13 protein-coding genes are annotated in these 15,685 nt (G+C 65.8%); 3 read left to right on the top strand and 10 right to left on the bottom strand.

What is annotated here, in order from left to right:
* Nucleotides 1-63 precede the first annotated feature (63 nt).
* Entirely contained in the window at nucleotides 64-2,376 is a 2,313-nt protein-coding gene (locus tag I4Q42_RS08090) for a P-loop ATPase, Sll1717 family (RefSeq protein ID WP_198575561.1), read from the top strand.
* Nucleotides 2,377-2,475: 99 nt separating this feature from the next.
* Nucleotides 2,476-3,492 (top strand): tyrosine-type recombinase/integrase, encoded by a 1,017-nt coding sequence (locus I4Q42_RS08095; protein WP_232792972.1) that lies wholly within the window; start codon nucleotides 2,476-2,478, stop codon nucleotides 3,490-3,492.
* A gap of 17 nt (nucleotides 3,493-3,509) precedes the next feature.
* Here the strand turns inward: I4Q42_RS08095 and I4Q42_RS08100 are convergent, their stop codons facing one another.
* The 8 genes from I4Q42_RS08100 to I4Q42_RS08135 form a co-directional block, all read right to left on the bottom strand.
* Nucleotides 3,510-3,755: a hypothetical protein gene (locus tag I4Q42_RS08100; protein ID WP_198575562.1), complete on the bottom strand. Its 246-nt coding sequence runs from the start codon at nucleotides 3,753-3,755 to the stop codon at nucleotides 3,510-3,512.
* Between the two features lie 230 nt (nucleotides 3,756-3,985).
* Nucleotides 3,986-4,687: an IclR family transcriptional regulator gene (locus I4Q42_RS08105; protein ID WP_198575563.1), complete on the bottom strand. Its 702-nt coding sequence runs from the start codon at nucleotides 4,685-4,687 to the stop codon at nucleotides 3,986-3,988.
* A gap of 10 nt (nucleotides 4,688-4,697) precedes the next feature.
* Complete coding sequence (gene rhaT, locus I4Q42_RS08110) at nucleotides 4,698-5,753, bottom strand: L-rhamnose/proton symporter RhaT (protein WP_198575564.1); 1,056 nt, start codon at nucleotides 5,751-5,753, stop codon at nucleotides 4,698-4,700.
* 6 nt (nucleotides 5,754-5,759) lie between these two features.
* A complete protein-coding gene (locus I4Q42_RS08115; RefSeq protein WP_198575565.1) occupies nucleotides 5,760-9,032 on the bottom strand; it encodes a glycosyl hydrolase in 3,273 nt (1,090 codons plus the stop codon).
* Between the two features lie 52 nt (nucleotides 9,033-9,084).
* Nucleotides 9,085-9,294 (bottom strand): hypothetical protein, encoded by a 210-nt coding sequence (locus I4Q42_RS08120; RefSeq protein WP_198575566.1) that lies wholly within the window; start codon nucleotides 9,292-9,294, stop codon nucleotides 9,085-9,087.
* Nucleotides 9,295-9,298: 4 nt separating this feature from the next.
* Entirely contained in the window at nucleotides 9,299-10,618 is a 1,320-nt protein-coding gene (locus I4Q42_RS08125) for a glycoside hydrolase family 1 protein (protein WP_198575567.1), read from the bottom strand.
* 39 nt (nucleotides 10,619-10,657) lie between these two features.
* Entirely contained in the window at nucleotides 10,658-11,596 is a 939-nt protein-coding gene (locus I4Q42_RS08130) for an alpha/beta hydrolase (protein WP_198575568.1), read from the bottom strand.
* Nucleotides 11,596-13,896: a TonB-dependent receptor gene (locus tag I4Q42_RS08135; protein WP_198575569.1), complete on the bottom strand. Its 2,301-nt coding sequence runs from the start codon at nucleotides 13,894-13,896 to the stop codon at nucleotides 11,596-11,598. Before I4Q42_RS08135 ends, I4Q42_RS08130 begins: the two co-directional genes overlap by 1 nt.
* A 291-nt stretch (nucleotides 13,897-14,187) precedes the next feature.
* On the opposite strand from I4Q42_RS08135, the gene I4Q42_RS08140 reads away from it, so the two are divergent.
* Nucleotides 14,188-15,093: a LysR family transcriptional regulator gene (locus tag I4Q42_RS08140; RefSeq protein ID WP_198575570.1), complete on the top strand. Its 906-nt coding sequence runs from the start codon at nucleotides 14,188-14,190 to the stop codon at nucleotides 15,091-15,093.
* A 97-nt stretch (nucleotides 15,094-15,190) separates the two neighbouring features.
* On the opposite strand, the gene I4Q42_RS08145 is transcribed toward I4Q42_RS08140, so the two are convergent.
* On the bottom strand, nucleotides 15,191-15,394 hold the full coding sequence (locus I4Q42_RS08145) for a hypothetical protein (protein WP_198575571.1): 204 nt from the start codon (nucleotides 15,392-15,394) through the stop codon (nucleotides 15,191-15,193).
* Nucleotides 15,395-15,458: 64 nt separating this feature from the next.
* A complete protein-coding gene (locus tag I4Q42_RS08150; RefSeq protein ID WP_198575572.1) occupies nucleotides 15,459-15,596 on the bottom strand; it encodes a hypothetical protein in 138 nt (45 codons plus the stop codon).
* Nucleotides 15,597-15,685: the final 89 nt, after the last annotated feature.

Below are 15,685 nucleotides of genomic sequence, written 5' to 3' on the forward strand. Positions count from 1 at the left end.
AGCGGGGCTAGCTTCACCTTTACGATTAGAACGCCTACCGTTGCGCGAGTCGCTGGAGTGACCATGTCGGACAAACGCTCGGCGTTCTACGCCTTCCCGTCCAACCCTGCGGAAGTCGGCCAGAGTATCCACAGTGCAAAGGGGATACTGGCCCAGCGCGCGCCCGACATGAATCTCCATCTCTGGCTGGAGAACGATATATCAGGCCGTGCGCTGACCGATCCGATCTTCCAGAAAATCAGCGAAGCCGATTATCTGGTCGCCGACATCACCGCCCTGAATTTCAACGTTACTTTCGAGATCGGCTACGCCATTGGCCTGGGCAAGCGCATCTTCCTGACACGGTCCAAGGTTTTCAGCCGCCAGGGCGAACTGGCCAACCGCATCGGCATCTTCGACACCCTTGGGTTCCAGGAGTACGCCAATGAGCAGGACCTAGCGACACTCCTAGCAGGAACAGGCAAAGACGGCGCGCTCCCGATTGGAACCAAGGTCAACTCCAAGGCCCCGATCTACGTTTTGCAAACGCCTGTGCCCAGCCAGGCGATGTTGGCCATCACTGGCCGCATCAAGAAAAGCCGCTTTCAGTATAAAGGCTTTTTGCCACAGGAGGAGCCGCGGTTGTCGGCCGTGAAGGCGGTCGACGACATATCCGCAGCGCTGGGCGTCGTCGTTCCGCTATTGCCGGCCGATTACCAAGACGCCGAGGTGCATAATATCAGAGCAGCGTTTGCCGCCGGGGTCGCTATCGGCCTTGGCAAGGCGACTTTGATTTTGCAGCCCGTGGGTGGACCCGCCCCGCTGGATGTCCGCGATCTCGTCAAAAGCTACAAGCATCCGGACGAGATCGGTGACCACATCGCGGAATTGGCGCTCCAGGTCACCGAGCGAATCCAGGAAGTCGATCCTTTGCCCATTACCAAGGGCAACCTGCTGGCTGAACTGTCCATCGGCGATCCTACGGCCGAAAACGAACTACAGACGCTGGCCGCTTACTACGTGCGAACCGATCAATACGGGCGGGCCTCGCGTGGCGAAGTCAACATGGTCGTGGGCCGCAAAGGTGCGGGCAAAACGGCACTGTTTTGGCAGCTTACCAACCAGAAACGTAGCAACGTCCAGAACATTGTCGTCGACCTGAAACCGCAGGGTTATCAGCTTATCCGACTCAAGGAAGATGTCCTCGACTTCCTCGCCGAAGGTGCCCGCAATCACCTGATCACGGCATTTTTCGAATATGTCCTATTCCTTGAAATCGCCTACAAGCTTCTTGAGAAGGACAAGGATAAACACATCCGCGACGGTCGGCTCTACAAGCCGTACCAAGCACTCAATGAGGTCTATCGTGGTGGCGATGCTGGTGAAGGCGACTTCTCGGAACGACTTCTAAACCTGTCGCAGAAGCTCGCATCCGAGTTCAAAGCGAAACGGTCGGGCGAGTCTGAGCAGCGGTTGACGGCAGCTGAAGTCACAGAGCTCGTTCACAAAAACAACATTCGCGAAATACGATCGGCAATTTCTGATTATCTCGAATTCAAGTCCGAGACATGGGTTCTATTCGACAATCTCGACAAGGGGTGGTCCGCCCAAGGCATTGGAACCGAGGATGTGCTCATCCTGCGTTGCCTTATAGATGCGGCACGCAAGGTTCAGCGCGAACTTCAAGGCGATGGTCATGAATTCCATTGCATCGTTTTTGTCCGCAATGACGTCTATCAATTGCTAGTCGAGCGCTCGGCCGATTACGGAAAAGAAAGTCGCGCGGTTCTAGATTGGTCTGACGCTGATTTGCTGCGCGAAATGATGCGCCGCCGGCTCGTGCGCAATGGCATCCCGGAAAACACACCGTTCGAGCGAGTGTGGTCTGAAATATGCCTAAGCCACTACGAGGGCGAAGAAACTTCGCAGTATTTCATTGAGCGGTCGCTCATGCGCCCCCGGAATCTATTGAAGATTCTGGGTCACGCACTTGGTTTTGCGGTCAATCTGAATCGCGCTCGAATTGAAGAGGCCGATATCGAGAAAGGTATGCGAGCCTATTCGCTCGATCTGATCACGGAAGCGGACCAGGAGCTGACCGACATCCTGGGCAAGGAAACCAACCTTATCTATCATTTCATAGGGGAGGGGGTCGAATTTCGAAAGGACAAGCTAGAAGCGTTGATTTCCAGCGCTGGTATCGATGGTGCTGATGTTCTGAAGGTGATCGAGTTCCTCCTCTATTTCGGCTTTATTGGCGTTCGTATCCGCGATGCCGAGCCGAAATACATCTACACCGTCGGATATGACATGAAGATGTTGAAGGTGCTGATCGAGAAGGCCGGCGACGCTGTCGTTTACCTGCTCAATCCTGCATTTCACCCCGGACTGAACTGAGCGGCCTCCGCAAGCCCATGCGGTCGCTCAAATCCCGCGTTCATCATACATAATGTCCTTTATGTATGGTGATAGGATGGTCCAGCGCGGGTAGGGCGCTTGCACGATCTCAGGTGGAAAATGGAATCCGATGCGACCGAAGAGCGAACGAGTGTGGTCGCTCTTGCGGATCCGGGTCGAAGCTTCGTCGTACCGTCCATCGTCGCAGACACCAGCGACGATGCCGGCGAGCGCTTCTTTGAGTTCTTCGCCGCCACGATCCGGAACGCCAACACGCGCGGCGCCTACATGCGGGCGGTCGAGCATTTCCTCGGCTGGCGAGGCGTGGCGGACCTGGCGTCCCTAGGCGACATCCGGCCGCTGCATATTGCCGCCTATATAGAAGAGTGTCAGGTCCTGTTTTCAGCTCCGACCGTCAAACTCCGGTTAGCGGGCCTGCGGAGCCTTTTCGACTGGCTGGTGCGAACCGGCGTGATGGCCAGCAATCCGGCGACCTCGGTCCGCGGCCCCAGCCACGACGTGCAGCGCGGCAAGACGCCGATCCTGGCCGCCGACGAAGCCAAGCGGCTGATCGCCAGCATTCCGGACGACACCCCGGTCGGTCTGCGCGACCGGGCGCTTATCGCCCTGATGACCTACAGTTTCGCTCGGGTGTCGGCGGCCACCGGCATGAACGTCGAGGACTTGATCCAGACGGCCGGCCGTTCCTGGGTTCGGCTCCACGAGAAGCGCGGAAAGGTTCACGAACTGCCGGTGCATCACAAACTGCTCGACCACCTGGACGCCTACCTGGCCGTTGCGGGTCATCGCGATCAGCCCAAGGCGCCGCTATTTCGCACGGCGCGCGGGCGATCAGGGCAATTGGGTCTGCAGCGGCTCAGTCGACACGACGCTTACGCGATGGTCCGGAGGAGGGCGCTGGCGGCCGGTGTTGTGGCCAAGATCGGCAACCACTCGTTTCGAGGCACTGGCATCACGACCTTCCTCCTTAACGAGGGCACCCTGGAGCTGGCGCAGGAGATGGCCAATCACTCGAGCCCGCGCACGACCAAGCTCTACGACCGTCGGCGCGACGGGATCACACAGGACGCGATCGAGCGGATACGCATCGAGTAGCCATGCAGCGACCGCGGCTATCCGAGGCCTTGCTCTTTGATCACCGCTAGAATTTCGGCGGCGTCTTCAACTGACATGGTGTCGAGACTGACGGCGCGTCGCGGATCCGGTGCCAGCTCCGAGAGACGGGCAAAGCGCCTGGCTGACATGACGACGAAACGATCGACGCCATCGCGCCCCAGTATCACAGGCTCGTCCGAGGCCAATGGGACTGCGCTCGTTATGGCGTCCACGAGCTCGGGGTTGTCGTACCGCTCAGTCATGTGGGCATTTTTCAGCGACCGGGCCACAGCACAAGCCCTAAGGCGTCTTGCGATCGGGCGGTCAGAAACTTTGACGCTCACAGACCATCAAATCTGACGGTTCTGGGGACAGCAACCAATGGGGTCATCAATTATGACCCGTGACACATGTGTCACGATCGAAAAGTCGAATAACATTTCTTCTGATAATATTCCTTAGGCGATAAATGTGAAGACCGACATCTAGAGCCCTATTCGCCGCCGATCCTGCGGCTGAGGGCCAGGCCGGCCTGCCGGACCAGCGCGCGGACGTCTTCGAGGCGGGCGTCGTCCAGATACTGCGGAATGGTCGACAGGCTGATGGCCGCGACGATCGCGCCGGCGGCGTCGCGCACGGGCGCCGAGATGCAGACGATGTCGTCGCCGCCGATATCGCGGTGGAAGCCCAGACCATGGACGCGGGCCCGGCGCAGGATGTCGCGCCATTCTGGCGTCTCCTGATCGTCGACGGCGTCGAGCATCAGCGCCTGGCCCATGGCCGTCTGGCGCAGCCGGTTGCGGGCGCCAACGCCGTGGCGGACCACAAGCCGCCGCGTGCCCGGCGACTGGGCCACGTAGATCACCTCGTCGCCGTCGCGCACGCCCAGATTGGCCGCATCGCCGGTGTCGCGGGTCAGGCGTTCCAGGATCGGCTGGGCCAGCCTGGGCAGATCCACGGCGCGCGCGGCGCTGGCGCCCAGGGCGAACATCCGCGGTCCCAGCCTGTAGCCCTGGCCGCCGGCGTCCAGGTGGCCGCGCTCGGCCAGCAGCGCCGCCAGGCGATAGGTCGTGCTGCGGCTCAGCGACAGGCGCTCGGCGATCTGCGCCGGGCTGACGCAACCGGCCGCCACGGCCTCGAGGATGTCGAGGCCGCGATGCAGCGTCTGGGAGAGTTTGTGCGACGCGTCCGTCATTCGACCGCTCCTAGACCGCCAGGGCGTTGCCGAGGCCGATGACCACGGTCGAGCCGACCAGAACGGCGATACCGGCGATCACCAGGCCGCGGGTCTTCTTGCTGGCGGCGGCCCATTCCTTCAGGGCGAAGCCCCACAGGGTCGAGAAGATGATGATACTGGCCATGTGCAGGGTCCAGCTGGAGAAGCCGAACCGCCCCATCTGGCTCTCGCCCATGGTGTAGAAGAAGAACTGCAGATACCAGGCCAGGCCGCCGAGCGCGCAGAGACCGAAGTTGAGGGCCAGCGGGGCGCCGGCCCCCTGCCGTCGTCCCAGCCATTCACCGGCGCTGCGGTTCTTGAGGATCAGCCCGCCGCACCAGACCAGGTTGGTCGTCAGGCCGCCCAGCAGCACCACGCACAGCACCGGCAGGCCTTGCCACAGCACGCCCGTGCCGTGCTCCAGCGACAGCTTGCGGATCGGCTCGCCGGCCGCCAGGCCGAAGGCGAAGCAGGCGCTCATGATCCCGGAGAACACCGCGACCGCCAGGCCCTTCTTCAGATTGAACTCGCTGACGGCGGCGGTCTTGGCCTCGTTCGACAGCTCGGCCTCCTTGGCCTTGCCGGCCAGGGCCACCAGCACGATGCCCAGCAGGGTGACGACCACGCCGGCCAGGATCACCCGGCCGCTGGTGTTGCTGAGCAGCTTGTCGGCGAAGGTCCCGTCGAACAGCGGCGGAACCAGCGTGCCGAAGGCGGTCGTCAGGCCCAGGGCCACGGCCATGCCCAGCGACAGGCCCAGATACCGCATGGTCAGGCCGAAGGTCAGGCCGCCCAGGCCCCACAGGGCGCCGAACAGCCAGCACCAGAACAGGGTCTCGCGCGGCGTGGCGGCCAGAACGGCCAGCAGGTCCCTGGTCTGCAAGGATGCGAACAGCCACGGCGCGACCAGCCAGCTGACGATGCCGCCGGTGAGCCAGAAGATCTCCCACGACCACTTCCGAATGCCCTTGTAGGGCACGTAGAAACTGGCCGACGACAGGCCTCCCAGCCAGTGGAAGACGAGCCCGAGAAGCGGGTTGCCCATACGCGGTTACTCCTGGCGCTCGACGATCAGCTTGGCCGGCTCGAGCAGGCCCGACGGCGACAGCGGCGCCTGCGGCGGATAGGGATCGAAGCTGGTGAAGGCCTTCTGGCCCGCGAAGCCGGGCTGCTTGTCGCCGATCAGCCGGTTGGGCCACAGGTTGACGACCTTGACCTCGAGCCTGTTGTCGCCGGCCTTCAGGGCGTCGGTGACGTCGACTTCGAACGGCGCCTTCCAGAGCACGCCCAGGTCCTTGCCGTTGACGCTGACGCTGGCGAGGTTCTTGACCGCTCCGAGGTCGAGCACGACCCGAGCCCCCTTCCCCGCCTTCGGGGCCTTGAAGCTGGTCGCGTAGGTCGCCGTCCCGGAGAAGTAGCGCACGGCGGGGTCGGCGTTCTCGGTCCAGGAGCCGGGCTTGACGTCCTTCAAGGTCGGCCCTTGCGGGAAGCTGAGGTTCCAGCCGCCGTCGATCGTGGCGGCCACGGTGCGGACCTTGGCGGGGACGGCGCGCTCGGCCGGGCCGGGCTTGCGGAACACCACGAACACCGCGTCCTGGGCGCCCAGGGTCAGCGGCACGGTCGTGCGGCCGCTGGCGGTCTTGTAGCTGGCCGGCGCTATCGAACCGGTGTCGGCCCGCCAGATCTCGGCCTCGCGGCCGCTGGCGCGGAAGCTGACCGAGGCGGTCCTGGCGTCGCCGGGATTGGAGACGAAGTACAGATCCCCATCCGGCAACTGGCGATGCACGAACCGCAGGCCCGCGCCGCCGTCATCGAGGTCGGGGCCGACGCCGGCCAAGGCCGCGCCGAGGTCGGGGCTGACGCCCGTGAACACCTGGTCGGCCAGTCGCTGGAACTCGGCCGGATCGTCCGACAGGCTGGGCGTGGCGAGCGGCTTCACGCCGACGATCGGCACGCCCGCCGCCTTCAGCGCCGCCAGCTTGCGCAGCACCGGCACGGTCATCCGCTTCACCGCCGGATCGATGGCCAGCACGCGGTAGCGCATGCCCGAGGGCATGGCGACCTGGCCGTCCTTGGCCTCGACCAGGTTCACCAGGGCGTCGCCATTGACGAAGTCGTAGGCGTGGCCGGCCGGCACGGCGGGCAGCCGCTTGCCGTAGAGCTCGGTGACATTGCCGTCCTCGCCGTAGAACCAGGCGACGTCGGCCACGAACCGGCCCTGCTGAAGCAAGAGCGAACTGCGGCCCAGATAGTCGATCCAGGGCCTCGCCTGCTCGGCCCAGGTCTCCTTGCGGGTGAACCATTGGCCGAAGATGGCCAGGGTCATGCCCGGCCCAGCCGTATCGACCGGCTGGTGGACCGAGGTGTGGAGGATGAAGCGGTTGAGCCCGTTGGCCATCATGGCGTCGGCGGTGGGCTTCAGCTTGGCCGGGTCGTAGCCGAAGGGGCTGCTGGCGCTGGTGAACGACTCCGCCGCCACCAGGTTCTGGCCGTAGAGGTGGGCCACGGACGCACTCTCGCGAATATCGGCGTCGTAGCTGAAGGGATCGTTGGTAACCGGCACCTCGGTCCAGGTCGCGCCCATTGGCACGTCGGCGCTCTTCTTGACCTGCATGCCGTCGCCGACGAAGGCGCGGCCAGTCTCGTGGGACTCGCCATAGCGCTTCATGCCCCGCGCATGCAGGGCGTCCGACAGCGCGCCGTAGTGCTCGTCGGCGATCAGGTCGCCGATGGTCTTGCGGAAGTCCCACAGGAAGGCGTCGCTGGCCGCGGCGCTCTCGACCACCCGGCCCGACAGCACCGGCAGCCACGGCCGCGGATCATAGCCGCGCCGGGCCTGGAACTTGGCCAGCATCGCCTCGGTCCAGTTGGCCGAGCCGGCTTCCCAGCTGTCGGTGACCAAGGCCTGGACGCCGCGCTTGCCCATCAACTCGGGGCCGACCGCCTTTTCGTATTCACCGAGATAGGCGTCGGCATAGGCTCGCACGTGCTCGGCGCTCAACTTGTCGACCTCAAGGCCGGTCGCGGCGTCGGAGGCCGGGCTGTTCTGGCGACCGGTCAGCGAATAGCCGTAGCGCAGCACCATCCATTTGCCGGCTGGCGGGGTCCAGTCCAGGGTCCCGTCGGGCTTCAGGCGATCGGTCAGGTCGACCACGTCCGCGCGGCGAATGACGGCGTCGGCGTCGATTTCGGGGGTCGCCTCCACGCCCAGGCCCTGGGCGGACGACCAGCCGGCCTTGTCCTCGAAACGCTGAACCCGCGCGGCGGCCTCGAAGGCCACTTCGCTGATCTTGTGGGTGGTCGGGGCCGGCACGCCAAACATGGCCGAGGCCGGATCGGGCTTGCGCGGCAGGAAGACGACGCGGAAGTAACGGGCCTTGGTCGCGGCGAAGGCCACGGTCTGCTGAGGCGCGCCGTGCACCGGCAGGTCCCTCAGGCGCCTGAACGTCTTGCCATCGTCGCTGGCTTCGATCCGGCCTTCCGGCGCGGTGGCGCCAAACTCGCCGAAGCCGCCCGCGTGGGCCGCCGCCAGGCGCAGGGCCCGCAGGGTCTGGGGCCGGCCGAAGTCGAACTGGATCCAAGTCTCCTTGTCGGGCGCGAAGGACAGCTCGACCGGCTTGACCAGATCGCCATCGTCCAGAACCGCAGTGTCGATGGGGTTGCTGGCGGTGATCGTCGCGGCCGCGACCGGGGCCTGCTCGGCGGCGGGGATGCGATAGGCGACGACGGCGCTGTCCCGATAGAGGGTGGGCGAGACGCCCTTGACCGCCGCCATGGCCGAACCGCCGCCCGGCACGGTCTGGAACGGCCCGGTGATCGAAGGCGGCGCGGGCAAGGGCTTGGCGAGCTTGCGGCCGCCCTCGACCACCGTCTCGCTCCAGACCAGCTTCTTCATCGCCTGCTGGGGCGTCACCCACGGACCGCCTGTCTCGCTCCAGCCAGGCGATCCGGCGATGGCGAACTCGAAGCCGTCGGCGTCAGCTGTTTCCACCGCGTGCTTGAAGGCCGCCCGCCACTCCGGCGTCATGAAGGCCAACGGCTTGTCGACGATCTTGGGGGTGTTGAAGGGACCGGCAGGTTCGTTGAACGAGGCGTCGAAGTTTTGCACCCCGGCCAGGCCGATGCGCTTCATCCAGGCCAGATCCTTGTCGATCCCGTCCTGGGTGATGTTGCCGTTCATCCAGTGCCACCAGACGCGCGGCCGCGCCGTGTTCGGCGGATCGGCGAACCCCTTGGCCAAGTCGTCTTGCCGGGCCAGGGCCGGCGATCCGGCGAGCATGGCGGCCAGGGCCGCTCCGGCGATCAGGCGGTGAGCCAGGGTCATGGGCAGGTACTCCGTGGGCGGCCACACGCCGGCCGCCCGAACAAGGGTCGGATCAGGCGGCGGAAGCGGCGCGACGGGCCTTCAGCCCCTCGACCAGCAGGGCCATGAAGCCCCCGAAGAAGCCGCTGAACAAGCCGCTGATCCCGTTGCCGAAGGCGTTGGCCAGGGCGTGCGGCGGAAGCGGGACGACATAGCCGACGGCGGCGCTGATCACCGCGCCGATGACGCCGCCGATCAGTCCGGCGATGAGAGCGTTCTTCATGGCCTCAGATCCGGTTGGCGCGGGCGATCTGGCCCAGCAGAATGGCGCTGGGCTTGGGCGTGCGGGCCTGGGTGGCGCGGTCGACCGCAACGATGCCGAATTTCGGCCCGTAGCCGAACACCCACTCGAAATTGTCCAGCAGCGACCAGTGGACGTAGCCCTTCACCGGGATTCCGTCGTCCATCGCCGCCTTCAGGCCTTGCAGCGCGATCTTGATGTAGGCCACGCGGCGCGTGTCGTCCTCGATCGCGACGCCGTTCTCGGTGACGTAGATCGACTTGCCCGAGAGGGCGTGGGCGTAGCGCACGGTCTGGCCCAGGGCCTGGGGCGAGAACTCCTCGCCGGTCTGGGTCAGCTCGGCGCCCTGTGGCGGCTGCATCTGGCCCTTGGCGTCGATCAGGGCGCGGCTGTAGGTCTGCACGCCGACGAAGTCGCCGGTCTCCTTGATGGCCTTCAGCCACGGGTCGTAGCACTGGGCCCGCTTCTCGTCGCGCCGGCTGTTCTCGCCCACGGCATGGTCGTCCAGCATCGCCAGGGTGGCGCCGACCGGGAAGTCGCCAGGACCGGCCTTGATGGCGGCGTAGCCCTGCTTGTGGGCCTCGATCAGGTTGGGCAGCATCACGTCCTGGCGACCGAACTGGGCGCTGGAGAAAAGCGGCGTGCCGCAGGCCTTGGCCGCGTCGACCATCGCCTGCTTCATCTGGTCGAGGATGAACGGCGGCAGGATCCACTGCAGCAGCAGGCCGATATTGGGTTCGTTGAAAGTGGCGGCCCCGCCGGCCAGGTCGCCTACGCCCTTGACCGCATAGGCGCAGTAGCGCGCGAACAGGGCCGGACTTTCCGGGTTCTCCCAGCCGCCCTGGGCCGCGAACCAGCGCGGCACGACGAAGTGGTTGAAGGTGATCAGCGGCGTGACGCCGTGCTTGCGGCAGGTCAGGGCGACCCGGCGATAGTGCTCCAGCTCGGCGGCCGAGAACTGGCCCTTGGCCGGCTCGATCCGCGCCCATTCCAGCGAGAAGCGATAGGTGTTCAAACCCAGCTTCGCCAGGAGGGCGATGTCGGCCTCGTAGCGGTGATAGTGGTCGCAGGCGTCGCCCGACGGCTCCATGAACGGACTGGGCTTCAACTGCTCCAGCAGCCAGGTGTCGCTGTTGACGTTGTTGCCTTCCACCTGGTGGCCGGCGGTGGCCGCGCCCCAGAGGAAGCCCTTGGGGAAGTCGCCCGAACCGGCGGCCATGGCCGGGGCGGCGACCGGAGCGGCGGCCGCGGCGACCCCCGCGGTCAGCAAAGCCCGGCGGGAGAAATCTGCGTCACGGAAAGGCATCGAAGGCTCCGGAACTCGAAACTGGAAACTGGGAAAAGATCAGGCGGCGGGCTTGAGCAGGCCGCGGGCGGCCATCCAGGCGTAGAACTGGTCGATCCAGAGGTCGCTGGTCGTGCCCCGCTTGTGCAGGCCAAAACCGTGGTCGCCCTTCTCGTAGACGTGCATCTCGACCTTGCCGCCGGCCTTCCTCCAGGCCTGGACGAGGCCGTAGTCGGTGTTGCCGAACAGCGGATCGTCATTGGCAATGGCGGTGAACATCGGCGGCGGATCGGCCGGCGGGCTCACCGTGTTCATCGGACCGTAGATCGGGGCGATGAAGTCCGGACGGGCGTCGGGCGCATTGCGCAGGGTCGCGCCCAAGGTGGTCATGGCCCCGGCCGAAAAGCCCATCAGCCCTACCCGCTTGGGATCGACGCCCCACTCGGCGGCGCGTGAGCGCACCAGGCGCAGGGCCTGCTGGGCGTCGTCGAGAGCCAGGGGCTGGCTGATCGGCGGGGCCTTGTCTGCCCCGGCCCTGGCCGCCGCGCCGAAGCGCGCGCCCAGCACCTTCAGCGTCTCCTGGTCGTCGTCGGGCGTCGGGTCCAGGCGGTACTTCAGCACGAAGGCGGCGATCCCGTGATCGGCCAGCCACTGGGCGACCTTCTCGCCCTCCCACTCCATCGACAGCAGCATGTAGGCGCCGCCGGGGGCGACGATCACCGCCGCGCCCGTGGCCTTGTCCTTGGCCGGCAGGTACGGCGTCAGGGTCGGCTTGGTGACGTTGCGCACGGCCACGCCGTCGATCAGGTAGTTCCAGTGCTCGACCTGGGTCGCGCCCTCCGAACCCGGCGCGACGCCGGGCCAGAGGGGGATCGCGCCAGGCTGCGGCGGCGCCGGGATCGTGCGGACCTCGACGCGCTGCGGGATGCCTTGGGCCAAGGCGCTCCCGGCGAACGCGGCGAGAGCCGCGCCCACCAGAAGGAAAAGCCTGCCCCGCATCAGAAGTGGCCTTCGAGGGTCACGCCGACGGTGCGCTCGGCCTCGCGGGTGCGCCAGTTGATGTAGCCGTCATAGCCGCTCTGGAACGGCAGGGTGATGATCGCCGCATTGAAGTCCTGCTTGAGCAGGTTGCGGGCGAACACCCCGACGCGCCACTGGCGGTCTTCCGGACCGATCCCGGCCGAGACGTTGAGCACGCCGTAGCCCTTCTGGATGGTGTTGGGATTGCCGACGCTGTTCTGGGTCTTGGTGCGGTAGGAGTAGTTGGCCGCGGCGTCGAAGGTCAGGGCGTCGGTGATCGCGTGCTCGTAGTTGGCGCCGAACACGGCGGTGACCTTCGGCGCGCCGGCCAGGGTCTGGCCCTTGGCCTGGTAGACATAGGTGCCGTTGGTCAAGGTGCAGCCGGCGTAGCCCGCCAGGATCAGGTTGTTCGGGCAGCTGGTGATGTAGTCGGTATATTTGGCGTCGGAATAGGTGGTCGAGGCGTTCAGCTTCAGCGAACTGCTGACCCGCAGGTTGGCCTCGATCTCGAAGCCCTTTGCCGTCAGGCCGCCGGCGTTCTCGGTGACGAACTCGTTGTTGCGCAGCACCGCCGTCTGCAGGTCGGTGTACTTGTCGTAGAAGAGGTTGCCGTTCAGCGTCAGGCGGCGATCCAGCAGGGTCGTCTTGGCGCCGATGGTGACGTCGTCGACCGTCTGCGGCGCGACATTGGTCTTGGTGCCGCTGAGCGCCGAGAAGGTCACCGTCGGGCCCAGATAGCCGCGGGCGACGGTGCCGAAGATCAGCACGTTGTCCGAAGGCTTCCAGTCCAGGCCGATCCGGCCCGAGGGGCTGGACTTGGACGTCGAGCCGGTCTGCAGGGCGCGCGGCGCATAGGGCACAGTGGTCCCGCCGGCGGTCAGGAAGGCCGGCAGCGACGGATCGAGCTCGGACCAGTTGGAGGCCTCGACCTTGTCCTTGGTCATCCGTGCGCCGCCCAGCAGGCTGAGGGTGTCGCTCAGCTTGTAGCGGCCGTCGATGAACACCGCGGCGCTGTCGGTCGTGGTCTTGCCGTGGTTCAGGCCCGCGGTGATCGACACAACCGGGGCGGTGCTGTAGGGCGTGGCCGGGCGCAGCTGGGCGCTCTCGCCGGTGTTCTCGGTCTTCAGGCGCGAGACGAACAGGCCCGCGACATAGCTGAGGCGGCCGCTGCTGGGCGAGGTCAGGCGGAATTCCTGCGAGGCCTGGGTCTTGATCTGTCCCCGCGCCTGGGCGGTGAACTTGGCCTGGGGCGAGCCGTCGATCGAATAGTTGTACGGATCATCCTCATAGCCGCGATAGGCGCTCAGCGAGGTCAGGGTGTACTCGCCCACGTCCCAGTTCAGCTCCAGCGAGGCGCCGTAGTTGGTCGTGCCGAGAGTGCCGCCGCCCTCCTCGATCGACTTGTCGTTCGAAGCGCCGGCCGTGACGCCCAGGGCCGACAGGCTGGTGAACGGAGCCAGGAAATTGGCGTCGGTGGTGGGGGCCTTGTTCAGGGTCCACAGCTGGCCCGGGCCCTTCTGGCGTTGGCGCGAATAGTCGCCGATGAGGTAGGCGCTGAAGGTGTCGGTCGGCTTCCAGTAGAGCTTGCCGCGGGCGCCGTTGTTGTGGATGCCGCCCCAGTCCTCGTTGCGCACCACGTTGTGGACGTAGCCGTCATAGGCCTTGTCGTAGACGAAGATGCCGACGGCCAGGGTGTCCGACAGCGGTGCGGTGACGCCGCCGTGCACGTCGCGCTCGTTCAGCGAGCCGTAGGAGGCGAAGAAGTCGCCTGTGGCCTGGGTCAGGCTGGGCTTGCGGGTGGTGATCGAGATGACGCCGCTGGAGGCGTTCTTGCCGAACTGGGTGCCTTGCGGGCCCTTCAGCACCTCGACGCGCTCCAGGTCGCCCAGGCTGTCGACCGGCGAGCCGAACGGCACCACGACCCCGTCGACGACCAGGCCGACCGGCGATTCCGAGCTCGAGGTGAAGCCGCCGGCCGAGCCGACGCCGCGCAGGCGGAAGCCGGAGTCGTTGGGGGTGGTGCCAAACTGCACGCCGGCGACCGAATACTGCAGGTCGGTGATCGCCTTGCCGCCGGTGGCGGCCAGCTGGTCGCCGCTGACGGCCGAGACGGCCAGCGGCACGTCCTGCAGGCGCTCGGAGCGGCGGGTGGCGGTGACCACCACTTCCTCGATGGCGATCGGCGATTCCGTCGTGCCGGCTTCCTGCGCACGCGCCGCGCCGCCGATGGCGACGCTGAGGCCGGTGGCGGCCAGCAGGCTGAGCTTGAATCCGTTCATATGGGGTCTCCCCTTCCCTCGGACCGGCTCGTTGGCCGATCTCGTTTCCATGTCCCTATTCGCCGGCTTGTCGCCGGACGTCGTCTTGAGCTTCACGTTAGCGAGGGGTGTGGGGCGCGACGAATTCAATCGTTGAACACGACCTATCACCCAGGATTATGCGGGACTGCATTTCATATTGTGAAACTTAGATCGCACTTGCCGTAACGCCGCCACGCGGTCTAAGCGCTGGAGGACCAGGGTCCGACAGAAGGCCCGGCGACCCGAGCCCGGGTCTGAGGAGGAGCCGCGATGCGCTTTCACAATCTCGACCTGAACCTGCTGGTGGTCCTCGACTCCCTGCTGCAGGAGCGCAGCGTCAGCCAGACGGCCCAGGCCCTGAGGCTCACCCAGCCGGCGATCAGCAACGCCCTTTCCCGTCTGCGCCAGCATTTCGAGGACGACCTGCTGGTGCAGGTCGGCCGCAAGATGGTCCCTACCCCCTTCGCCGAAAGCCTGGCCGGGCCGGTGCGCGAGGCCCTGGACGGCCTGCGCCGGATCGTCGTCAACCGCTCGGAATTCGATCCCGCCGCCGCCGACCGCACCTTCACTTTCGTGTGCTCGGACTACGTGTTCAACGTCCTGATGACCGGGGCCATCCGCAAGCTGGTCACCGTCGCCCCGCGGCTCAAGATCGTCGTGCTGCTGACCTCCGACCAGAGCGCGGCCCTGCTGGGCGAAGGCAAGATCGACTTCATGATCTCGCCCGAGCGCAAGTGCGACCCGGGGCATCCTAAGAGCCCGCTGTTCAGCGACCGCTTCGCCTGCATCGCCTGGCGCGACAATCCGCTGGTCGGCGCCAGCCTCAGCCTGGAAAAGTACCTGGAGCTCGAGCACGTCTCGGTGACGCTGGGCCCGCACAACCCGCCGCATATCGAGCAGGAATCCCTCGACGCGCAAGGCGTGGAGCGCAACATCGTCGTCCACGCCCCGACCTTCAACTGCGTGGCCGAGATCGTGGTCGGAACCAACATGATCGCCACGGTCCACGCCCGCAACGCGGCCATACTGGCCAAGCGCCTGCCGTTGAAGATCTTGGCGCCGCCGGTCGAGATCGCGACCTTCACCGAGTTCCTTCAGTGGCACAAGAACAAGGAAACCGACGCGGGCACGCTGTGGCTGCGCGACTTCCTGATCGAGCACGCCCAGAGCCTCTAGGGGCTCCAGGCGGTTTAAAAGGCCGTGGGCGTCCTGGCCTGTACGAGGCGAAGACTGCGATCGACGACGGCGCCGGAGGCGGTGAAGTCGATCGTCCTCATCTCCATGCACCGAGGATGCTCTCGTCGAAACGGATCCATCGCAGCCTCACGCCGCCATCGGGTCGCTGCAGCCGCGCGGCCGGCGCCCCGTAGAGCGCCATGGCGTCGGCCATCGTGGCCGGCTCGGCCTTGGGCGACGCATGGGGACCTGGCGCAGCCCCCTGAAAAGCCGCCGCGACTAAAATCACCGGAACGAGCATTTCCGCCTCCGCGCATCCTCAGCGAGAATTTAGGCGCGAAACACGAAAAGGCGAAGCGGCGATCTCAGCTCGCCAGGCTGATCAGCATCTTGAGCAGCACCGCCGCCGCCGTCAGGCCGCCGATGATCGTCGTGAAGCAGAAGAGGCTGCTGGTCAGCCCGTGCGCGCGCCGAGGGCGACGCGAGACCATGTCGATGGTCATGTCCTGTTTCCTCCCAAGACCGCTCTGTCGGCGGCGTATGGGAAGAGCTTCCTCGCGATACTGACGATCCGCCAATTCAATCGCTGAAT

The organism is Caulobacter hibisci, from assembly GCF_016135805.1.
Lineage (GTDB): Bacteria > Pseudomonadota > Alphaproteobacteria > Caulobacterales > Caulobacteraceae > Caulobacter > Caulobacter hibisci.